This is a genomic window from Bradyrhizobium sp. LTSP885 (genome assembly GCF_000938305.1).
Classification (GTDB): Bacteria; Pseudomonadota; Alphaproteobacteria; order Rhizobiales; family Xanthobacteraceae; genus Bradyrhizobium.
Genome location: NZ_JYMT01000042.1, coordinates 415,478 through 435,833, shown reverse-complemented (window position 1 = coordinate 435,833; position 20,356 = coordinate 415,478). Strand labels below are relative to the sequence as shown.

The following is a 20,356-nucleotide window of genomic DNA, read 5'->3' as shown; positions in this document are numbered from 1 at the left end:
ATGACCTACGTCGTCACCGAAGCCTGCGTGAAGTGCAAATACACCGACTGCGTCGAGGTGTGCCCGGTCGATTGCTTCTACGAGGGGGAGAACATGCTCGTGATCCATCCCGAGGAATGCATCGACTGCGGTGTGTGCGAGCCGGAATGTCCGGCTGACGCAATCAAGCCGGATACCGAACAAGGGCTCGAGACCTGGCTCGCGCTCAACGCCAAATTCGCCGGACTCTGGCCGAACATCTCCGACCGGAAGGAGCCGCCTGCGGATGCCGACGACTTCCAGGGCTTGGACGGCAAGTTCGAGAAGTTCTTCAGCGAGACGGCAGGTTCAGGCACCTGATGAACGCCGCCCGCTAGCCCTGTCCGTCCTTGAGACCGTATTGCTCGTAGATCGCCAGCGGATCAGTGTCGGGAAACAATCTGCATTTGGCCTGCGCAAGATGCAGGGTGACGGCGCCAGATTTGCATTTGGCGGTCAGCAGCTTCAGGACATCCTCCATATGCGCGCGCGGTTGATGTTTGGACGGGAGCTGCTCGAGGGCAACCAGCGCTGTCGCCAAGGCCTCGGTGACCACCCAATCGTCGTGGCCGGTGATTCCCTTTTTCGCCATCGCCACACCTCCGCACCCGCGAGCATTGTAACTCAAACCGGGTAGGAGCCGCTATACGTCAGCGAAGGCTGGGTGCAAGGGAACCGCAGCATGCTCACAAGTTGAGCAGCAGGTTCCTCTTCCAGCCGCGCTCGACAATGCCGTTGGTGTCCGTATGCCGTTCCAGCAGCAACACTTCGCGCGCCTTGCGGGCGACGGTTGCGAACACGGGTATGATGAGAAACGTATGGCCGGTCGCGCTGGACCGCCAGCAGGTCGTGGTCGGGCTTCGACTACGCCGCCACTGCGCCGGTGAGCGCCACACTCAAAATCCGCCACTTCGAAGTGTCGAAGAAGTAGGTGGCCTTGATGTGCGCCGAGGCGGAATCGGGGGCCTGAATCACCGTGTGGAATTTCCGCGTTCCATCACTCAGCGAAATCCGGAATGTCTGCATTGGTCGAACCCTCCACGGCTGGAGGGTGCGGCAGCGAGGGTTAATATTTGGTTGCCGACCAGAAGCGCGCGCCGTGGTCAGCCTCAACGCTATTCCGTCTCAGGCGATGTCGGCGGCAAACGCACGAAAGTATCCTTTGCACCGACGATGCGTCCGTCCTGCGCACGAAGCTCCAACCGTCGCACCGGCAGGCCGGCTTTCTTGTCGACGAGGAGCACATGCGCTTCATCAGGCTCGAAGAAGAAGTCCTCGCCCCATTGCCGAAGCGCAACCAGCAGGGGAAACAAGCCGCGGCCCTTTTCGGTCAGCACATACTCCTGATAAGGACCGCCGTCTGGAGCGGGCACGGTCTCGATGATGCCGTGCGCCAGCAGATTGCGGAGCCGGGCCGAGAGGATGTTCTTGGCGAGCCCCAGGCTCTTTTGAAACTCCCCGAACCGTCGGAGACCGTCGAAGGCATCGCGGACAATCAAGAGTGACCACCAGTCGCCGATTGCGTCTAGCGGCCGCGCCACACCGCACAGGGACTCCTTGTGGCTCACTCTCTTGGCCATCGTGATTCGCCTGCCGTTTCCTGTTCCAAACCCTGATCGCCGTGCGCTGACCCGGTTGCTACGCTCCCGACAGATAGCGGTTGCAAACTGAAACCTCAAGCGGTAGACGTTGGTTTCAAACTAAAACCACCCTCTGCGAGGACCGCCATGATCCGATCCGACGCCACATTCGACGGCACCTTTCCCTTCGCACCGCATTTCACCCGGGCTCCCGGCTTCCAGATGCACTATGCCGACGAGGGGCCGCGTGACGGAGGGGTCGTGCTCTGCCTGCACGGCGAACCGACCTGGGGCTATCTGTTTCGCCGCCTCGTTCCGGTCTTGAGCACGACGCACCGCGTGGTCGTTCCTGACCATATGGGCTTCGGCAAGAGCGAGACGCCGGCGCACCGGAGCTACTGGCTGCAGGACCACATCGATAATCTGGAGGCGTTGGTTCTTGCGCTCGGCCTCAACGACATCACCCTCGTGATGCATGATTTCGGTGGCCCGGTCGGCATGGGGCTCGCGGCCAGGCATCCGGATCGCATCCGCCGCGTCATCTCGGCGAATGGACCAACGCCGTTCGGGCAGGGGGACCAGTTCGATCGGTTGACCGCCAATGCGCTGGTCTCGCCGTGGTTTCAATGGATCGTAAAGGCCGAAGCAAGCGGTGATCTCGAGCCGGTGCTCGGGCAGCTCGGTTTCAACATCCTGAGCACGCTCAAGCTCAACGGCTTCGAGAACAACGCCGTCATCACCGACGCCTGGCTCTCGGCCTACGGCGCCCCTTTCGCAACTCCGGTCGACTGCCTGGGCGCGATCGGATGGGCGAAGGGCTTTGCGACCGGCGCCCACAAATTCGAGACGCCCGATCCCGCCGCCGACCGCGCAATCCGCGGCAAGCCCGCGCTCGCCATCTGGGGAGAGGCGGATCGCACGCTCCATGCAGAGCACTTCCTGCCACTGTTTTCCGCGATCTTTCCAGACGCACCGGTCAGGCGTCTTGCGGGCGTCGGGCACTATTGTTTTGAGGATGCTCCGGAGACTATCACGGGTCTGATCGTGGATTTCATTCGTCAGACCTGAATGAGCCTCGTCCGATCTGGAGGACGAGGGACGATCAGGAGCCGGGCGCTCTCGCCTACAGTCGCGGCAAATCCGTTGGCCGGACGATGCGATTGTCGGTTGGCGGAAGGGGTGTCCTGTCAACTCCCCTGAAATTGCTCGGCTTTTCCGCTTCCTCCGATCGAATGCTACGGTCCTAGCTACGGCCGCATCGGCCGCCGCGGCGTAGTCCCGCGCCATTTTCTGCAGCGCACGGCGTGTCTCGGGGAGGGAGGCTCGCTCCGCTTCCTCCCGGCATACCCGCTCCATGCGTCGATAGTCGGCAAGCTCTTCGTCCATGGCGAGGATCAGACTCCCGCGGGGATTCGCGGTCAAGCCACTCGCATCTTTAGACGTTAGTAGTGGATCGAATCCCGTACTAACCCGCGGTTGTATCCAGACCAGCGGCGTGGCTACCTATGCGTGAGAACAACAAGGGGGGAATTGAAATGAAGCGTCTCACTCTCGCTGCGACCTTGATCATGGTCGCGACCGCCGCACAGGCGCAATATCTCGGCACCGGCAGCAATCCGAACACGCACACCTCATCGGGCTACACGACGAGCCGCGGCACCTATGTTGCGCCCTACGTCGCGACCAATCCGAACAACACCACGCGCGACAACTTCAGCACCAGCGGCAACGTGAACCCGTACACCGGTGCTGTTGGCACGCGAAACCCGCGGTAGTGAAAACAACGCGGTCGAAGGAACGCCAGAATGACGGAAGAAATTGCTAAGGCTGTCAGCGCTCTCTTGCAGTTTGCCAGTCACACCAATCGCGCAAGTCCGATTTCAAGGGATGACCTCATCCCGGTGTTTCACGCGCTCGCTAACGCCCTGAGTGATATCGATGGGCGTCTCAAGGAGAAAAACGCGGGGCCGTAGCCCCGCGATGTTGTCAGCCCCGGCGGCGTCGACGCGTCATGAGCCGCTTCCGGTATCGCCGTCGGCGCTTCATGCGGTGCGCCGATTAAGTATGTTCTTGATGGACTGCGCGACGGTGCCCGCGAATGCGCCTTGTGGCCCGACCTCGTCATCACCCACCGTGACCTCATCTGGCAAGTTCGAGCCTTCCATATCGTTGAACATCGGCTCCAGATAAGTACACAGCGCGACGGTGCCCGCGAGCGTGGTGGGCGACGTGGTGACGAGTTGTTGAACCAGATCACACATTCGATCGCCTGCATCCTCCGTTGATGCCTGAAGCTGCTCGAACTCGCGCTCGTATACCCCTCTCGATCGAGGCTTCATCTTGTCGACTTCGGGCCCGGACTTCTCATATCCAAACTCGACGTGCACGGCTTCCTTGAAGGCGATCTCGGCAGCGCGGTGCTCTTCGATCAGTGCGAAAGTCGGGTCGGATCGCTCCTCGTTCCGGCCTGCTGCCGGTGACCATGCTTTGAGGCCGCTCATGCCGCGCGTCGCATCGTCGATAGTGGCCGCAAGGGCACAAAGATCTTCGCTGTGCCAAGTGCTGCAGTCGCGCATGTCGTCGGCCCGCTCGCGCATCCAACCGGTCAACGCCGCAAGACCAGCGGGAGAAACCGGGCGGGTTCGCATCACCGCTCTGGACGCATTGCACAGTCGATCGCTCAACGCATCCGGAATGTCGCCGTCGACGGGAACGCACGCAGCGAGGGCTTGGCGATACCCGTCGATCGCACCGAAGATCGGATCGGCCTCCGGGGGTATGGCCGGCGCGATCGTTGGGACGGCAGCGATGATGGGAAGGGCGACAATTGAATTCATGACGAAACTCCTACGTGTTGTTGCGATCGGCTCTTTGTTGGCCGGCGCGCTCTGATCACATGCGGAGGAGATCGGTGGGGAATTTCCGTGCGTTAAGGTTGTCATGGGAATGCTCACTGAATGTCGGCCTCTGACAGCCGCGCTCCGTGACAGACGGAGCAGCCGGGGGGTCAGAGCCAGCCAGTGAGACTGGTGCACCGCTTTTAAGGGCCGAAGCCCTCTGGACAGAACGGCACGCCCCGGCCATAAAGGTCCGGTCGGTACCGCGCCGCCAAGCGCGTCCGTTGAGCCAAAGGCTCCTTCAGCCGCCGCCATGTCGCTTGCAGGCGACAAGGCAATTCCTTGCAGGGAATGCGGCCGATATCACTGGTCCGGGCTCTGACACCCGCGGACATCCTCAACTGATTTGCGTTAATAATCCACCCCTTTTCGGGGAATCGCTTGCGCCGTCCGGCCGCACGCGGAATCGTAGTGGGCATGGCAGACGCGCCAAAAGACCTACTCGACGCGATCGAAAACCGGTTTCCCCGCGTAACCGCTTCGCGATCCTTTATCGTTGCGATCGTCACTGCGCTCGGCATTGGCTTTGCAGTCAGCCACTTCCTGAGCAGCACCGAGGTATCAGCGCTCAAACAACAGGTTGAACTCTACAAGGCCAAGCTGCAGGTCGGGTCTCCCGATGAGGCTCTAAAGAAGCTGAAAGACCTAGAGGATCGCGTTCAGGCGATCCAACCAAAGCCCGATCGGCAGCTCTCGCAAGAGCAGAAAAAATCGCTCGCAGCTTCGCTCGCGCCAATAGCGAAGGACATCACACAACTCTGGATATTCTACGAAGGAACTGGGGAAGAAGCCCGTTTTGCAAACGACTTTGCCGCCGTTTTGCGAGATCTGAAGATTCCCACGTTCGGTCCGATGCCCGGATATGGCTCGCTGTCAACCGATAGGGGCGTCCTGGTAGGCTTACGCGACCCTCGAAAGCCCTCAGCCCTCGCCTTGAGGTTTATCGATGCGCTCCGGCAGGGCGGTATCGACGCTTCCACAACCTATTGGGCCGGGGACCAGGGCGATATTGACTTCGACCTGTTCGTCGCCGGTCAATAGGAGGTGCAGTCGTTCGGCTTGGAGATGAACGGGGAAAATCAATGAACTGGCAAAAATTCGAAGACGACGACAGAACTCCAAAGGATCAACGTCTTGTGCTCATCACGCAACCGAGCGGCACGCCCGACGGCGCCGCACTCGACACGCACGACATCGTGGTTGGTCATTGGAACAAGCACGTTTGGGGGTTCGTGATTGCCGATGAGCCAAACCAAACACCGTCAGGCGCAAAATTGGTGGTTCGATATTGGGCAACGCTGACCGATCTGCCGCCGGTGCAACTACGTCATCTCGACGGAATGCTCTGATCAGAGTTTTCCACACCCACGACGCGCAGTAGCCCGGCGCTGTTCCGAGCCGCCATCGGTTGAGAATTTGCGCACCGCGGCAAGCGGCGCTCTCATGCGTGATGCCCTGGCGCCGCAAGCCCGCTCGTTTCCTCCGCTACTGGACCGGCCCCGTCGATCGAGAGGCGACCGGCGCGTCAGGCAAGCAATTCAAGACGGTGCTCGTCTACTGCGTCAACTGCCATCACAACGGCCGGCTGAAGCTGGCCGACCTTCCGGACTGGGATTGGTCCGATATCTCCGCGCACCTCGAGTGCACCGGCTGCGGCCGGGTCGGTTGGGTCGACACGCGGATCGACTGGAGCGAGGTGGTCGATTTCAACAAGGGGATTTGCGGATAAAGCCCGCGCCGAACCGAAGTTACGTCTCGCCCTCAGCCTTCTTTGACAATATCGCAACCCTTGCGATTTTTCTCCGGTGGGTCTGCTTTACCCCCCATACTGTGCCGTGGTGGTGGTGACCGCTGTCGGGATCCCAGCCAACCTGCAATCCAAGGCTCCTCAGGAAGCCAACGTTAATCCGACGGGCGCCGAACGTTTCATCCGGCAAATAGTAGAGTTCGTGAAGGCCCGCTTCTGCCATCCAACGAATGATATCGACGGACATTCCTCCTTCGCCGGCAGAATATGCACCTGATGAAACACGTGTGGTCCCACTCCCTGGATCAGGGTGCAAGTCTTGGGGCGGGACAATATATCTGAGCACAAAGTCGTCATCCAAAATCTCTGGATGATCATGCGGGACGATCTTGCCGTTCGCGTCGCGCTGAGGAGCAACCGGCATGATCGGGCGCCCAGCTGCCGCTTACTGTCTGAAATATTCTCGAACTGTCTCGGTCAGCCGATCCCAGGTGTCCGTCGGCAATTCGTTTTCCGTTTCTTCCCCGCCAGGCTCAGTAACAAGCAAAGCTGATACCTCAAAGGGCCGGGAAACCTCGATCTCCAAAGCGGCCGCGCTTGTGCTCCACTCAAGTTGGACACCACCATTCCCAAGCGGCACGATGACAGGTGGCTTACCGTCATATGGCATAATCTGAACAAGAATATTCCAGGCGAATTGCAGCACGTCAGCTCTGACGGCTGCCGATCCACGCTGGTCCCAATTGTCTCCGAGCGGCGCTAAAGCGCTAAGACGATCAATGGTAGGCCGCGCCCAGTTGGAGCGATGAACGACGCTCGGCGAGCTGAGCTGAGGACGCGCAAGCACGACAGGTTTTGTGCTCGATCGCGCAAGCTCGCTCGGGTTGTTGGCTGACTGGTACCACTCGTTTTCGAACGCTCTTAGCGCCAGCGCATTCATTGTTTTCGCTCCCAAAGTTTATGCATTTTGGGTCCAGTGAGATGGGCAAATGCCCTCACAACGCTACCGCGACCCTTATTTAAAAAATCAACGATCCCTCGTTCGTCAGGCGTGGCCGGGCGACCGCGCGCGGTGAGGGTCAATTGCACAATCGTTTGGCCATCCGCACGCCGGGCCGGCTCCGCTGAAACAATCAACCTGCCCACCGGTCTGCCTTCATTATCCTTCATCACATACCGAAGGAGGAAACGGAGGTCCTCCGGTCTTCCGAGATCCTCAAGGGCCAAGCTGCCGGTAAGCTGGCCGAACAGGTCGCCTTCCAAATCAGAAAGGTTGCTGCCCGAAGGGATTACTACCTGGTTGATATAGGTGACCTCGCAGTGATTCGGAATGATCGGTCCAAGTCCTTCACTGGAAAGTGCGTTCGAGAAGGTGGCAAAGCCCGCTCTAAACGTTTCCAGCATCCGCTCGAAACGCGGGTAATTATCGCCCTGTTGGATCTTCCGCCAGTTGTGCAGAAACCGGTCCTTTTGTACCTGCAGAAGCTCCGTGCGCGCTTCGTTCACGAAGAACACGCGAGGTGTCTCGGGGGTGATGGAGAATTGCAAACCCATCCCGGGTGGCATGGGATTTGGACCAAACGTCTCAAACACCGGTTGAAGAGGAACTTGCTCTTCCACCAGCGGAAACGCCTTTCGGAAGTGCTGCCAGATGAGGCCGACGTGCGGCGTCGAAAGTCCGGGGATGACGTCAAACTGAACGCCAATCGCCACCTCCGTCAGCGGTGGCGCCCCAAACTCCGGGAGATCTGCTGGCCGTGTGCTGGTCATCTCGGATCTGGACTCAGGGCGTGTATAGCAACGGAACCATATGGTGCTTAAGAAATGCCTTCAAGGCCTTGAAGTTCTTGCATCCTATGCAGATTTCCGACGGCTCCCGGTGCGAATCGTCGCTGCATTTGCCTCAGCAAGGATTTTAAGCGCCACAGGGCCGGCCGTGGCGCATGGCGGCGTGCGCGCGCGTGTGTGTCAAGGCAGCGCCTGGCTGAGCGCAAATTGGTTGGCACGCACGGCCGTGAGGTTGGCGAGCTTGGCCCTCAGGCGGGCCTCATAATCCGCGACATGGCTGCTCGGATCGAACGTCACCCGCGGTTCGCCGCGCGCGGCGCCGAGCAGCGCAAGCGTGCCGTCACTCCGGCGGACGGCCACGATGTAGCTCGGCTTTTGACCGGCAGAGAATTCGGTCTCGGTTCGGCTGTCCGCAATCAGGCCCGCGATGTCCCAATTGCGTTCGCGGCCGGCCAGAGCGACGCCAGCCTCCAGGCTGCGCGGGCCCTCCGAGAATTCCGGACCTGCGCGCTTGGCGACCCATGCCCGGAGGTCATCTGAGATCCAGTCCTTGCTGCCGCCGATCGCCGGAAACGCCGGCGAGTTTTCGGGCGGATACCTCATGAGCATGCCGCCGGCCGCCTGCGACACGCCCCAGGTCGATTGCAGCCGCTTTACCGCGAGCTCGGAGGCCTTATCCGCGTCGAGCCCATCCGCGCGCAGGGCCGCATAGGTCTGCTTGTAATCGTCGCGCAGGACGTTGGCGGCCGTGGCATCCGGCAGATAGCGATAATCGACCTGCTTGCCGGTCGGCGCATAGGCTGCGGTCGCTCCCACCGGCGGGTTACCGCCGAACAACCATGACCCCGAGCCCAGCTTGTAGGCGATATCGGCCGGCTTCAGCTTGTCCGCTTCCTCCAGGGCCGCTTTCCGGGCTTCCTCGCGCACCTTCATCACGGACGGGTCCCGCGGCGCGTTGAGGTTGGCGGCGATCTCCTCAGAATTGAAGCTGTCCTTCAGGCCCTGCCATGCGTGGAGCTTGTCGATTGCCTTCGGTCCGAGCAGCAATTCCGCCCGAGCCGGATCGCTGCGCCACAAGGCATCGGCGATCGAGTTCGCTGCAGTCATCTTCGAGGCGTCGGCGCTCGACTGCATGCCCGTGATGGTGTCCCGGACGTCCTTCTGCTCGAGCAGCTTCAGCATTTCGGGCTGCTTCAGGCCGCTCGCCATGGTGGTGAGCACGGTGGCGCCCTGCGGACCCTGGAGAGCGGTCTGCAGCTGCTTCACGTCCGCCTGGTCGAGCACGGAAAGCTGCGGCGTCTGCCAGTTGAGGGAGGCAAATTGCGCGATCGCGGCGCGATTGGCGAGCGAACCGGCCAGCGCGCCCGGGCTGGAGAAGTCGAGCGGGCCCGGAGCCTTGAACTTGTCGGGGAAATTCTCAACGGTGGTGGCGATCGGATTTTCGTCGAGGCCCTTGGTGATCGCCGCGTTGCGCTTCTGCAGATCGGTCAGGAGCGCTGCGTGGCCGGGTGACAGGTCGCCGGCCTGTCCAGCAGCGTCCAGCCGCACAATCGTATCCTGTTGGGTCGCCAGCGGGCTGCGCGAGGCATCCCGGGCGAGGCCCATCCGGGCAGTGTCGGCCGCGATGGTCTCCAGGAAACCGGCATTTCGGGACGCGCGCCCGGCGTTCACGATGTCGTTCACTAGCTGCGGCGCCGGCCGGGCTCCGGTTTTGCGATAGTCGTCCATGATGGTCGACCATTGCGTCTGCGCGGCCATGTCCAGTGTGCGTTGACGGTTGGCCTCCAGCCAACCGCTGCCGGCGGGTCCCATCGACGTGTCGGTCGGCTTGCCGCTGAACACAGTCCGCGCCAAAGCCTTCCTGGATTCGTAGCCGAGTCCACCGGCGGGGTTTTCCTGGGTCCAGCCCATCGGGCGCTCATAATCGATGAACGCGCCAGCGGCGTCCTCGGGCGTTTTGGCGGCCTGCAGCTTCGCCAGCGTGCGGCCTTCGGTGGTGTGGAGCTCGTGGTCGACGAATTCCAGCTGGGTCTGGAAGTCTGTCGCCGGTTTGCCACGCTCGGCCGCGAAGGCCTGGAGTGCTTTCAGCCGCTCATTGTGGAATTGGGCCAAACCGCCCGAGGTACCGTTGTCGCCCGATGCCGCCGGATCCAGGCCACTCTCGTGCACCAGATTGCCGACGATGCCGGCGGCCTGTTCCTGGGTGTAGCCCTTGCCGACAAAGAAGCTGTACGCCGCGGCTGCAGCGTTGACGCCATGCAGGGCAGCTAGCTGCTTGGTCTGCTCGGCGAGCGGTTGCTGCCCGAACGAGTCGTTGAGCGGCTTGCGTGCGGCCCATGCGTACACGCGCGCGGCACTGCCGGGGTCGCCGGCCGCTCGGAATGCCTTGGCGGTCTGCTCGACGCGATCGCTTTCGATTGGCTGCCCGGTGGCGCTGGACAATTGAAGATCGCTGAACGAGGCGCGGGCCTCGCCGAGGTCCTGCCGGCGGATGGCTTCATTGGCGCGGATTCCCGCGGTCGCTTTGTGATAGAAGGCCTCGCGGTCGGGATCCGACATTTTGTAGGCCGGATTGACCAGGATGTCCTTTGCGGCCTCCATCGCGGCGTCGTAGCCCTGAGCCTTGTAGATCTGATCGTTGTTGTAGACGAACCGGTTTGCCGACGCGGCGCTGTGGAAGGTCTCCCGATCAAGCTGAGCCTGAATTTTCGAATAGCCGAACAGCGGATTCGCGGCGCGCAGCTCGGTGGCCGCGTCATACTGCCGGATCTTCGCTTGAACCGCGGGGTCCTCGAGCGCAGCGCCGCCGCGCATCATCGTCATGACGTCGTCACGGGCGCTCTGCCGGCTTGCGCTGATCGCACTGCCCTGGGTCGCCAATTCGGCGGAAGCGGCCCGGTCGGTGATAGCGTTGTAATGCTGGGTCTGAAGCTGGCCACCCTCGCGCTGGATGGCTTCTCCGATGGGGCCCGTGATTTGGGTGGCGCGCTTCTCCAGGAACGCGTCCGACGCTACCTTAAAAGCAGCGGGATCAGCTGGGTATTGCTGATGCAGTTCGTTGAAATGCTGGGATAGGTCGTTGCTGTGTTGGGCAATCGTGCCGATCCGCACCGCATCCGCATAAGCCTTGCCGGCTTCGCCAAAAATCAGCGGTGCGGTTGCCGGATTTTCCACGGTGGCAGACCCGTCCGCATTCCGGACGATCTTCTGCTTCATCAGGTCATCGGCCGCCTGTTTCTTCGCAAGCTCGGTCGAGACATCCATCAGGTCATCGGCGACCTTGCCATAGGCTGCGGCGCGCATGTTGGCGCCTTGCTCGATGATGCCCGGCGTGATGGCGGACTGTGGCGCGGTCGATGTGATATTGCCGTTCTGGACGGTGGGAAGGTCGACCATCAGTACAGTCCTCCCGTAGTTGTGAGTGACAGTCCCATACCGCCGCTCTGGCTGCTTCCATTGCCCTTTAGAAGCGGCGAGGCGGCACCGAACACGCCCGCTGCGGCCGAGATGTCGCCCGACAGCATCGCATCGGAAGATGCCTGCCGATAGAACGCCGCATCGCTGCGTTCCTGTGCGGTCTGCGCGTTGATGTTGCCGATTGCAATCCCGCGCTGGGTGACACCGATGCTCTCCTGATTGTCCCGGAAGGCCGCACCGGTCGGCGAGTTCGGATCGGAATTCGCCGCCGCGCGCACTGCATCGATATTGCCGAGCGTCTGGTTCAGGCTGCGCGTCATTTGACCGCCGGTCTGGGCCGCTTTCAAGTCGCCGTACTGCGCGGCGGTCGTCAGCCTGTCGGCCTGATACTGATCGGCCGTTGCCACGCCCTGCGCTTTGAGCAACGTGGCATAGGTCGACAGGCCGATGCTGGCGATTGATGAGCCGCCTGCGGCTTGGCCCGAGTTCACGGAACGGCACTCCATCGCTCGGCAGGTGGGAAGGCTTCGGCGATGGCCTTCAGCGTGGCGCCGAGGCTTCCCGGCGGATAGAACGGCGCTCGGGTCCGGATATCGACGACCTTCGTTTCCGAGGGAGCCGATGCGAGGCGGGCCAAAGCCTGCTCGTAGGTTTCAAAGCGTTCGCCCATGGTTGCCTCAGGCCTGGCCAACGAAGCCATCGATGATGATCCTGTTCCGGCCGGATTTGGTCGGATCGGGCGTCTGACCCGCTGTCAGCGTCTCGACGTAGTTCGCGTCGCGATCCATGAACTCGCGGGCGCCGACGCTGCTGATCTGATATTGAACGCAAGCGCTCGGGTTCGAGACATTCCAGATGGTGATCAGGTTCGAGTGCTGCTGAAGGTTGGCCATGCCTGTTACTCCCCCTCGATTTCCCACGAGCCGACAACCCGATGGGCTGCAGCGGAGACATCGCCGGACGCGGCCGTACCGCTGCCGACCTCCTGCTTGACCCGCTCGAGCATCTCGCAGATGAACGCGCGATGCCCGCGGGGGCTGTGGTCGTGAATGTCGAGCTTGTCGATCACCATCGTAAATTTGCCCTTTGGCATCAGACGAGTCCTCCAATGCGCCGCGCCGACGTGGCATCGACCTGCTTGCCGGTCGCGCGGTCGATGAACACAGTGGAGCGCCCGTCGGCGCCGCGGACGGGGATGATGTTGCGGCCCGCCGATGCGTCGTTCTCGGCTTGCATGGCCCTGTAGCGCTCATCGGGGAACAATCGCGCCCACTCGATCGCGGAATATTCGCTTTGCTTTTTCATCGTCAGACCTTTCAGTGCCATTGGCCTTGGGGCATCGGCGGCAATCCGATCGTTCGGACCGCTGCTGCAATATCGAAGGCGGTTCGGCCCGTGTCGCGGCATACCTGCCACGCAGTGTCGATCGCCTTGGTAATTCGATCGTCGCGATACCAGCGCGGATAGCCGAGTTCGTGCATGACCTGCTCGAACGCTTGGCCGCCGATGCTGGTCCCGTCGGGTTCTAAGTCGTCTGACATGGGGGTGTTCACTCCATTAACCTGCGGCGCCGGCGACGACCAAGCGAGGGTTTGGCCGGACGGTTGATCACCGGCGGTTTGCGGATCGGATAGAGGTCGCGGCGCTCGTCGCTGCGCGGGATCGCCAGCGATGTGTCGGGCAGGGTGATCGGCAACGACTCGCGGGCTCCAGGCGGCATGACCTGCTCAGACATTTTCAGCGGTCCAAAATATTTCGGGGCCGGAAGAAATCGGAAGGCAACCGCGTGCGAGCGATACCAGCGGCCCGATCGGCGACCGATTTTTCCCCCGGGTGGGGTCCAAGCGGCCGCGCCGATATCGGATGGGGTAGGGTGGGGGTCTGCATTCGTTTGGTCTCCACCGCGCCCGGTCCGCAAAGCCCAGGGTCCGTGCTCTCAGGCTTGCGGTCCTGATGACTGCAGTTTGCGCCACCGCGCCGGCCGCGCAACGCACTCCGTGGGTTTGCACCGTAGCTTGCGGGTCGGCCGCGAGTTCGTTGAGTGAAGATCGCCAGCATTTGCAGGGGTTTCTTGCATTTCGTGTGGAGGATGGACGTTCCGTCACTCATCGTTCGGCGTCACATCGATCATCTTGCTCGGCAGTGCCGAGGCCTCTTCCCTCGGGCGGATCACGATGACCAGGCCGGGCAGCTGCGGTTCGGAGAGATCAATCGCCCAGCCGGCTCCCGTGCGTCCGCCGCCCCTGCCTCCAGGCCCGTTCGGCTCGGCCAGCTGCTCGAGCGCCTTCGCAGCGCTCACGACGGCCATGCTGTTATCTGATTGGTCGCGGACCTTCGCGAGCGCGGAAATGTTCCTCGCTCTCTCGCTCGTCCTCAACACCTCCAAACCGGCGTTGTAGTACCGCTTCACGTGAACCTTCTTCATCGCCTCACGTAGGCCGTGGTCTGTCATTCCAGCGGCGGCGGCGGCCTCGGCTCTACGTGAGCCCTTGAACAGCATTTCATCCAAGGCGACCTTGAGCTTGCCGCTGACGGTGAGCTTGCCGGATCGGTCTTGAGCCGCGACAGCCTGGCGGGTGGTCGGGGTTTTGTCATCGGTCATGGTGTGATCCTTCGAGAGTGGTTCGACCGAGCGGAGCGACAGCGCAGCCGGTCGGAGCACGGGTGGAATGCGCGCGCGAGGGCGCTTCCATCGCTATAGGGGTGTGGGGGGATGGAACACCGCCGATGGAATACCCGATCGAAGGCGATAGCAGGGGCGATGGAATACCCGATGGCATGGGCGACGGAAGCGATGGAAGACCGATGGCAGTACCGATGGAAGGTCACGACTATGCCCTCTCGATGTGTTTGCGGCGCTTCGAGGCTGGGCCGGTCTCGACGTTCTTGATCTTGCCGGCGGTGAACAGCCGCTCCATCGCGCGTCGGAAAGCCTCGGCCGTCACGCCAATGGCGTCAGGATCGCCAGCGAGCTCGGCCGGCGCGCTGCCGCGGCCGGTGCTGGGCCTCACGGGGCGACCTTGGGCGAGACGCTTGTCGAGCAGCTGCAGGAACAGCTCATCGATCTTGGCGTCCTCGGCGAGGCGCACCAGCGAGCTTGGCCCCTTCTCCAGGGCAAGCCCGCCGTCGCCCCATTGCAGGCGTACAGGCTGCCCTGTGGGGCCGTAGTTCGATTTCTGGGTCTCGAGGATGCGGACGCCGCGCTCAGCCTCAACCTTGTCCTCTGGGACGCGCAGATACAGCGCTGAGCGAACGGCGTTGCGCCAATCCATGTTGCCACCACGGCCGTTGCCATTCGTGAGGCCCGACAAACTCGGATGGTCGAGCAGCAAAACCGCGGGCAGGCTCGGCAAGCGAGCAATCGAGCGCCAGAGGTTCACATAGCTGCGGACCATGACGCGATCGTTCTGGTTGCCGGTGTAGGTCGCGGCCACGTTGTCGACGATGACCAACACCGGCGCGATCTCCACGATCGCGGCCTCGATCGACCGGAACAGCGGGCTCGGCACCATCAACCCGGATCGTGCGGGCGTAGCGAACACCGCGCCCGCCACATCATCGGGAAACCAAAGGTGCAGGCCGACAAGGTCCGCCGGATTGAAGCCGTCCCGGCAGCTATGAAGCCAGATGCGCCGGCGCAATTCTCGCTCGGGCTCCTCGGCACTGAGGATGACCACGGGCCCGGCGGCCAACTCGTGGCCCATCCAGTAGCCGGCGCCGCGCGCGCAACCTTCCGCGAGCTGCATGGCGATATCCGTCTTACCGGCGCCTCCGTCGCCGTGAAGCGTCGTGACGTCACCGCGCGGGATCCTGTGATCCACCAGCCAATTGACGGGCGGCGGCGCCTCGGCGGGCCAATGGGCGGGCGTTATCAGCGTGGTCGGCTCTGGCTCCCGGTCCGGTGCCGGCTTGCCGATCGGCCCGAGCGGGGACGATGGCGGCGCAGCGCGGTGTCCGGGCTGCCGGTCAGGCGGGGCGAGCGCACCCGCCTCCATCAGGTTTTGCACAACATCGTCGGCAAGCTCGTAGCGCCGCCCCAAGCCGTACAGGTGGTCGACTAGGCTCTGCCAATCCTCCGGATTTACATCCGGCTTAGCGAGCCTCATCACCTCGGTACATGCGCGCGTGAATATCAGGGGGACGTTGTTCCTCGGTGCGGCGTCGAGCGTCCGTTCAAAACTCGCCAGCGCCTGTTCCGCGGCATACGGAAGATCGAGGCGTGCCGTCTCTTCGAACGTGTCAACGAAGTCGCTCATTCGCCGGCCTCGCCGTCCAGCAGGCCAAGTTCTTGCGCCTTCGCCAGCGCCTTGTTGATCGCCTTGGCGAGCTCCGGCAATCGCAGGACCAGGATGGAAAGGCCCTTGCGCGTGGGCACGAGCTTCCCGCTCTTCTTGTCCATGACAAAAGTGCGGACAGAAACGATGTTCTTGCCTTCAAAGGTCGCCAGCGAGGTAACGACCGCGTCATGCCGGCGGTTTCGCCAGAACTTGTCGACCTCGAGGGGTTCGTCGAGCGTATGGCGCCGGGTCATCGTGCTTGCTCACGCGACGCGATTTCGGCGCTTCGCTTCTTCCGCGAGGCGACGCTCGATATAGCGATCCATTGAGCGGATCGTGATCCGGCGGGCGCGGCCCTCCGTGTAGGATTCGAGCACGCCACTGTTGATCAGCTCGTAGAGCGTGGCGCGGGAGACCTGCAGGCGCTGGATAGCCTGGTTCGCGGTCGCGACGACCGGCGCCGCGAGGTCGTTCTGCTGGGTAATGGGTTCTGACATCGGGAAACACCTGCTTGGTTGTCGGTGTTCACGAGGATGTCAGGACGTCAGTTCGTCGCAACGCACTCCGGGCGGCGGTCGCTCCCGTCAGGATTTCCGCGCTCGATGGCACTCGCCGCGGCGGACGGGGTCAATCGGTGACCAGCGATGATCACAGATACGCTGTAAAACACGAGTCAGAACAGCTGAACTGGGCAGGCTAGATGAGTGGCCGTCTAGCGCCTGCTTATTGCAGAAGCATACAACTGACCGATTTCAAGAAATGCCGATAAACATTGATCCAAACATGCGTGCTCACCGGGCTGGCATGGCGTTCAAATTGCGGTTCGCATCGGAAGGCAACAACCGTCATCGGACGGCGGGGCGGCTGACGAGTGTAAGGCGCGGACCTCATTCCGCGCCCCAAGTTTCATTTAGATATTCCAATATGAAAATCTCTTTCGTGGTCCGCCCAATTGATAATCTCCCAGCAGTACTGTCGCGTGCCATCGGGTAGGGTGTTTTCGGTGAGGCTTTCGGTCGTCGTCCACAGTTGTTCTTCGTACCAGGCGACCGGCCCACGAGCTTCTGCTTTCGTGCTGTAAACGTAGCAGGCTAGTGCAGAGAATTTTACTTCGCGTGGAATGCGTTGTGTGCAGATGACCGCTTGGCCGCTCTTCTGTACGCGCCGAGCAAGACCGTTGTAGTTCTTTAATGATGGGTCAAGATTGATCGCCATACACGGCGTGACGTCTATAGCCGGCGGGGGCAATAAAAAGCCGTTGGCTTTCCGCCCGAGTTGAATAGTCGCTTCTTGAGCGCTTAGAGAGGTCGTGGCGAGTACCAGTGCCGCAACCAAAATGATCTGCTTCATTTTCAGTCCCCCCATTGGTTTTAGTCAATGTTTAATACAACCATGGATTGGGAGATGGAGACAATGCCGTGAAACCACGGGCTCGGGTGGTCAGGAGGACGCCGGGCTAGGGCCCCGCGTTTCCCGCCCGTAAAGCGATGACATTCGCCCCTGTGATGAACGCGGCCCAATCCCGCATGAGGGCCCGCCGTTTCTCGAGCTTCTGACCGCGTTGGTAGGCCGCGGTCGTCTCGTCCTTGTATTTGTGGGCGAGGGCGGCCTCGCGGACACCATCGGGATAATCCGTGCAGTCTTCGGCCCACGTTGCGTAGGTTGCCCGGAAGCCGTGCACGGTGACGTGGCCGTAGCCGAGCCGCGCCAGCACCGCCAGCATCGCGTTCTCCGAGAACGGCTCGCCGTCATCGCCTGGAAAGATCAGCTGGCCTTGCTCGCCGTTCCGAGCCTCGTCCAAGATAGCGAGGGCGGGCTCTGACAGCGGCACCGAGTGATCCTCCTCCATCTTCATACGCTCGCCGGGGATCTTCCAGACCGATGCCGGCCGGTCGACCTCGGTCCAGGCGCCGGCAACGATCTCGTTTGTCCGGCAGGCGGTGAAGATCAGGAAGCGAAGCATCTTCGCTGCCCGTCCGGAGGCCGTTGAGAGCGCGGCCATGAACGCGGGCATTTCCTCATAGGGCAGGGCCGGATGATGCTGGACGACTCGCTTTGGCCGTTTGGGCAGCGCCTCGCGCAGAACCTTGGTGAGCGCCGCCGGGTTGGGCGCGGGATCATTGATCTCGACGTTCGCGGCGATAATTGTCTCGACCCGGCCGCGCACCCGGTTGGCGGTCTCGCGCTTGGCGATCCAGATCGGAGTAAGCAGCGTCTGGATGTGGCTCGGTCTGATCTCCGCAATCGTCAGATCGCCGATCGTCGGATAGGCGTAAGTCTTCAGCGATGACGGCCACTGATCGCGATGTTTCTCGCTCCAGCGGTCCCACATCTTGTCGATATAGACCTGCGCGCACTCGCTGAAGGTCGGAGCCGGCGGCGCCGCAGCGGCCGCGGCTTCCGCTTGGGCTTCGACCCGGGCGGTCCGCTTCTCCAAGACGATGTCGACGCCTGGGGTGTTGCGATCGCCTTTGACCCGGAGCCGGGCGGCGTCCCGCGCGAGGCGGGCATCCTTTAGCGACACGTTCTCGAATGAGCCGAGCCCGTACCATCGCTCTTTGCCGCCGAACCAGTATCGATACGACCAGCTCCGCGACGTCGGACCAGCGACCACGAAATAGAGGCCGTCACCGTCGGCGTATTTGCCGGGCTTGGTTTCGCGCTCGATCTGTAGGGCTTGAAGCTTTCCAGCCATGTGTTCCTCCGCTCAAACCGTCCTCCGAACCTACGGGCCCTAGCTACGGTCAGCGCGCTGATTATGAGGAACGACGGCGAACGAGAGAATACAGTTTGCCGAGGAGAGCGCTGATATTACTGGGGATTCCGAACAGTGGAGAACAACGGCGAACAATATACTGGCGGAAGGGGTGGGATTCGAACCCACGGTACCCTTGCGGGCACGCCGGTTTTCAAGACCGGTGCCTTAAACCACTCGGCCACCCTTCCATCTCTCGGATGCGAGCGGCATAGCAAAGGGGAAAGAAACGCGAAAGGGGCAAGCTGCAGCCCCGGATTGGCGCCGAGGCGCCTAGCGTTCGGATATTCAGCTAAACGCGAAGGCCAGCAAGCTCGAGCACAGCAGCACAAGGCTGGCTGCGGTCAGGGTCAGAAATCCGTCGGAGACTAAATCGTGACTGCGCATGATGCACCTGCCTGATCCGATGCTCGTCCGAATTGATTAAAGCTTTCCGTACAGTCGCTCCTGGAAAGAGGTGATGCGTCTTTCCGCCTCAATGGGCCCTCAGGCCCGGTATCGATAGCCTTCCACGGCATGAGCCAAAAAGATGGCTACACTCACCAGGCCCATAACCGCTGTAACCGTCTCGATCATCGCAAACGTTCCTTTGCGCCCCACGCCGGGGAGAAGACGATTGCAAGCTTGCACAGTCAAAAAGATTCAATTGTCGGAATCGAGATCACTCCCGACTGATGATTTGTTGCAACAGTGTGTCTGATCGCGGGACAGGCGACGCCACGGGCGGTGGCGTTGCGCGATGAAAAGTCCGTAGATCAACGGAGGGGTGCGCAACGAACCATTCACCACGGGGCGGCTCACCCCATTTCCGCCGTGTTCCGGTTGCGATATCTTCACTATGTGGTGCGGAAGGTGGGCCGCATCGTGACGAATTGGGTGCATCTGCCTCGGAGTAGGCGGGCGTCCGGCAGAGTGGTACTTGGGGCAATGGGGACTAAACGGCCAGATTCGATCGTCCGGACGGCGCGCGGCGCCGTTGCGGTGGCCACGTGCCTCCTCCTTGCCAATTGCGCCTCGTCGAACCAGTTCGCAAGCCGCGTCGATCCTAAATACGGCGTCTCCTCGAGCCCGCGCGTCGTGGCGCTCGGCGACCCCGTGCCGAAGGGCGGCGGCACCTACCGGATCGGCAAGCCCTATGTCGTCGGCGGAGTGACCTACGTGCCGGAAGAGGACGTCAACTACCGCGCCGAAGGCATCGCGTCCTGGTACGGCGACGATTTCCACGGCCGCCTGACCGCCAATGGCGAGGTGTTCGACATGGGGTCGCTCACGGCGGCCCATCCGACCCTGCCGATGCCGAGCTACGCGCGGGTCACCAATCTCAGCAACGGCAAATCGCTCGTCGTGCGGGTCAATGACCGTGGCCCGTATCACGGCAATCGCCTCATAGACGTCTCGAACAAGGCCGCCGAACTGCTTGAATTCAAAGGCAATGGCGTGGCCCGCGTCCGCGTCGAATATGTCGGCCGGGCGCCGCTCGAAGGCTCCGACGACCGCCAGCTGATCGCGACCCTGCGCACCGGCACGCCGGCGCCATCGCCGTCGATGGTACGGGTCGCCTCGGCGCGGCCGTTCGTGCCGGAGGTGTCCTCATCCCCTGGCCGCATCCGCGGCGACGTTCCGGTGCCCGAGGGCAGGCCTTATAGCCTCGGCAATACCTCGGCCGACTACGCCTCGACCACCGCCACGTCCGAAATGTCCGCCTCAAGCCGCTCGCGTGGCCGCGTCCTGAACAATCCGCGGGAAGTGTCCTACGAGAACGATGACCGCTATGCGGCGAGCCCGAGCCCGGCGACGGCCTATGTGCCGATCGATGCGCGCGGCCCGTCGGAGGTCCTGAGCGGGCGCGGTCTCTACTGAATCAAGACTTTCGCCTG

At 62.2% G+C, this 20,356-nt stretch carries 29 protein-coding genes and 1 tRNA gene; 8 read left to right on the top strand and 22 right to left on the bottom strand.

Annotation, left to right across the window (positions count from 1 at the left end; genetic code table 11):
* Nucleotides 1-339 (top strand): ferredoxin FdxA, encoded by a 339-nt coding sequence (gene fdxA, locus UP09_RS31085; RefSeq protein WP_044542146.1) that lies wholly within the window; start codon nucleotides 1-3, stop codon nucleotides 337-339.
* A gap of 13 nt (nucleotides 340-352) precedes the next feature.
* Here fdxA and UP09_RS31080 read toward each other — a convergent pair whose 3' ends face one another.
* From UP09_RS31080 to UP09_RS31075, 3 genes are all read right to left on the bottom strand, one after another.
* Nucleotides 353-610, bottom strand: a complete 258-nt coding sequence (locus UP09_RS31080; protein WP_044542145.1) for a hypothetical protein — start codon at nucleotides 608-610, stop codon at nucleotides 353-355.
* 272 nt (nucleotides 611-882) lie between these two features.
* Nucleotides 883-1,044: a hypothetical protein gene (locus UP09_RS38260; protein ID WP_197082771.1), complete on the bottom strand. Its 162-nt coding sequence runs from the start codon at nucleotides 1,042-1,044 to the stop codon at nucleotides 883-885.
* Nucleotides 1,045-1,133: 89 nt separating this feature from the next.
* Nucleotides 1,134-1,598, bottom strand: a complete 465-nt coding sequence (locus tag UP09_RS31075) for a winged helix-turn-helix transcriptional regulator (protein ID WP_082070355.1) — start codon at nucleotides 1,596-1,598, stop codon at nucleotides 1,134-1,136.
* A 147-nt stretch (nucleotides 1,599-1,745) separates the two neighbouring features.
* Here UP09_RS31075 and UP09_RS31070 point away from each other — a divergent pair, with 147 nt between their 5' ends.
* From UP09_RS31070 to UP09_RS37885, 3 genes are all read left to right on the top strand, one after another.
* Complete coding sequence (locus UP09_RS31070; RefSeq protein WP_044542144.1) at nucleotides 1,746-2,666, top strand: alpha/beta fold hydrolase; 921 nt, start codon at nucleotides 1,746-1,748, stop codon at nucleotides 2,664-2,666.
* Nucleotides 2,667-3,133: 467 nt separating this feature from the next.
* The gene (locus UP09_RS31065; protein WP_044542143.1) at nucleotides 3,134-3,373 is read left to right on the top strand and encodes a hypothetical protein; all 240 of its coding nucleotides are present in this window, start codon (nucleotides 3,134-3,136) and stop codon (nucleotides 3,371-3,373) included.
* A gap of 30 nt (nucleotides 3,374-3,403) precedes the next feature.
* Nucleotides 3,404-3,571, top strand: coding sequence for a hypothetical protein (locus tag UP09_RS37885; RefSeq protein WP_156164863.1), 168 nt, complete (start codon nucleotides 3,404-3,406; stop codon nucleotides 3,569-3,571).
* Between the two features lie 69 nt (nucleotides 3,572-3,640).
* Here the strand turns inward: UP09_RS37885 and UP09_RS31060 are convergent, their stop codons facing one another.
* Entirely contained in the window at nucleotides 3,641-4,435 is a 795-nt protein-coding gene (locus tag UP09_RS31060; RefSeq protein WP_044542142.1) for a hypothetical protein, read from the bottom strand.
* Nucleotides 4,436-4,912: 477 nt separating this feature from the next.
* Between UP09_RS31060 and UP09_RS31055 the strand changes: the two genes are divergently transcribed.
* From UP09_RS31055 to UP09_RS31045, 3 genes are all read left to right on the top strand, one after another.
* On the top strand, nucleotides 4,913-5,536 hold the full coding sequence (locus UP09_RS31055; protein WP_044542141.1) for a hypothetical protein: 624 nt from the start codon (nucleotides 4,913-4,915) through the stop codon (nucleotides 5,534-5,536).
* A 41-nt stretch (nucleotides 5,537-5,577) separates the two neighbouring features.
* Complete coding sequence (locus UP09_RS31050) at nucleotides 5,578-5,844, top strand: hypothetical protein (RefSeq protein ID WP_044542140.1); 267 nt, start codon at nucleotides 5,578-5,580, stop codon at nucleotides 5,842-5,844.
* Nucleotides 5,845-5,945: 101 nt separating this feature from the next.
* On the top strand, nucleotides 5,946-6,224 hold the full coding sequence (locus UP09_RS31045; RefSeq protein ID WP_044542139.1) for a hypothetical protein: 279 nt from the start codon (nucleotides 5,946-5,948) through the stop codon (nucleotides 6,222-6,224).
* A gap of 19 nt (nucleotides 6,225-6,243) precedes the next feature.
* On the opposite strand, the gene UP09_RS37880 is transcribed toward UP09_RS31045, so the two are convergent.
* The 18 genes from UP09_RS37880 to UP09_RS30960 form a co-directional block, all read right to left on the bottom strand.
* On the bottom strand, nucleotides 6,244-6,666 hold the full coding sequence (locus UP09_RS37880; RefSeq protein WP_156164861.1) for a hypothetical protein: 423 nt from the start codon (nucleotides 6,664-6,666) through the stop codon (nucleotides 6,244-6,246).
* Nucleotides 6,667-6,687: 21 nt separating this feature from the next.
* Nucleotides 6,688-7,182 carry a hypothetical protein gene (locus UP09_RS31035; RefSeq protein WP_044542137.1) on the bottom strand — a complete coding sequence of 165 codons (495 nt, stop codon included), beginning with the start codon at nucleotides 7,180-7,182 and terminating at the stop codon, nucleotides 6,688-6,690.
* Nucleotides 7,179-8,012 (bottom strand): TIGR04255 family protein, encoded by an 834-nt coding sequence (locus tag UP09_RS31030; RefSeq protein ID WP_044542136.1) that lies wholly within the window; start codon nucleotides 8,010-8,012, stop codon nucleotides 7,179-7,181. The genes UP09_RS31035 and UP09_RS31030 overlap by 4 nt, the downstream gene beginning before the upstream one ends.
* A gap of 198 nt (nucleotides 8,013-8,210) precedes the next feature.
* Nucleotides 8,211-11,426, bottom strand: a complete 3,216-nt coding sequence (locus UP09_RS31025) for a phage tail tip lysozyme (protein ID WP_044542135.1) — start codon at nucleotides 11,424-11,426, stop codon at nucleotides 8,211-8,213.
* Nucleotides 11,426-11,938, bottom strand: a complete 513-nt coding sequence (locus UP09_RS31020) for a hypothetical protein (protein ID WP_044542134.1) — start codon at nucleotides 11,936-11,938, stop codon at nucleotides 11,426-11,428. The genes UP09_RS31025 and UP09_RS31020 overlap by 1 nt, the downstream gene beginning before the upstream one ends.
* Nucleotides 11,935-12,117, bottom strand: a complete 183-nt coding sequence (locus tag UP09_RS31015) for a hypothetical protein (protein WP_044542133.1) — start codon at nucleotides 12,115-12,117, stop codon at nucleotides 11,935-11,937. Before UP09_RS31015 ends, UP09_RS31020 begins: the two co-directional genes overlap by 4 nt.
* Nucleotides 12,118-12,124: 7 nt before the next feature.
* On the bottom strand, nucleotides 12,125-12,340 hold the full coding sequence (locus tag UP09_RS31010) for a hypothetical protein (protein WP_044542132.1): 216 nt from the start codon (nucleotides 12,338-12,340) through the stop codon (nucleotides 12,125-12,127).
* Between the two features lie 5 nt (nucleotides 12,341-12,345).
* Nucleotides 12,346-12,540 carry a hypothetical protein gene (locus UP09_RS31005; protein WP_044542131.1) on the bottom strand — a complete coding sequence of 65 codons (195 nt, stop codon included), beginning with the start codon at nucleotides 12,538-12,540 and terminating at the stop codon, nucleotides 12,346-12,348.
* Entirely contained in the window at nucleotides 12,540-12,752 is a 213-nt protein-coding gene (locus tag UP09_RS31000) for a hypothetical protein (RefSeq protein WP_156164860.1), read from the bottom strand. Before UP09_RS31000 ends, UP09_RS31005 begins: the two co-directional genes overlap by 1 nt.
* An 11-nt stretch (nucleotides 12,753-12,763) precedes the next feature.
* Nucleotides 12,764-12,988 (bottom strand): hypothetical protein, encoded by a 225-nt coding sequence (locus UP09_RS30995; protein ID WP_044542129.1) that lies wholly within the window; start codon nucleotides 12,986-12,988, stop codon nucleotides 12,764-12,766.
* Nucleotides 12,989-12,996: 8 nt separating this feature from the next.
* Complete coding sequence (locus UP09_RS37875; protein WP_156164859.1) at nucleotides 12,997-13,182, bottom strand: hypothetical protein; 186 nt, start codon at nucleotides 13,180-13,182, stop codon at nucleotides 12,997-12,999.
* A 366-nt stretch (nucleotides 13,183-13,548) separates the two neighbouring features.
* Nucleotides 13,549-14,049, bottom strand: coding sequence for a hypothetical protein (locus UP09_RS36495; RefSeq protein WP_156164858.1), 501 nt, complete (start codon nucleotides 14,047-14,049; stop codon nucleotides 13,549-13,551).
* A gap of 229 nt (nucleotides 14,050-14,278) precedes the next feature.
* Nucleotides 14,279-15,703 carry an AAA family ATPase gene (locus UP09_RS30985; protein WP_052833264.1) on the bottom strand — a complete coding sequence of 475 codons (1,425 nt, stop codon included), beginning with the start codon at nucleotides 15,701-15,703 and terminating at the stop codon, nucleotides 14,279-14,281.
* Complete coding sequence (locus UP09_RS30980) at nucleotides 15,700-15,978, bottom strand: PC4/YdbC family ssDNA-binding protein (protein WP_044542128.1); 279 nt, start codon at nucleotides 15,976-15,978, stop codon at nucleotides 15,700-15,702. Before UP09_RS30980 ends, UP09_RS30985 begins: the two co-directional genes overlap by 4 nt.
* A gap of 9 nt (nucleotides 15,979-15,987) precedes the next feature.
* Nucleotides 15,988-16,221, bottom strand: coding sequence for a helix-turn-helix domain-containing protein (locus UP09_RS30975; protein WP_044542127.1), 234 nt, complete (start codon nucleotides 16,219-16,221; stop codon nucleotides 15,988-15,990).
* A 409-nt stretch (nucleotides 16,222-16,630) separates the two neighbouring features.
* Nucleotides 16,631-17,074, bottom strand: coding sequence for a hypothetical protein (locus tag UP09_RS30970; protein WP_156164857.1), 444 nt, complete (start codon nucleotides 17,072-17,074; stop codon nucleotides 16,631-16,633).
* Between the two features lie 106 nt (nucleotides 17,075-17,180).
* Entirely contained in the window at nucleotides 17,181-18,419 is a 1,239-nt protein-coding gene (locus UP09_RS30965) for a tyrosine-type recombinase/integrase (RefSeq protein WP_044542125.1), read from the bottom strand.
* A 161-nt stretch (nucleotides 18,420-18,580) separates the two neighbouring features.
* A tRNA-Ser gene (locus UP09_RS30960) sits at nucleotides 18,581-18,670 on the bottom strand.
* 736 nt (nucleotides 18,671-19,406) lie between these two features.
* On the opposite strand from UP09_RS30960, the gene UP09_RS30955 reads away from it, so the two are divergent.
* On the top strand, nucleotides 19,407-20,339 hold the full coding sequence (locus UP09_RS30955) for a septal ring lytic transglycosylase RlpA family protein (protein WP_052833263.1): 933 nt from the start codon (nucleotides 19,407-19,409) through the stop codon (nucleotides 20,337-20,339).
* The last annotated feature ends 17 nt before the right edge of the window (nucleotides 20,340-20,356 follow it).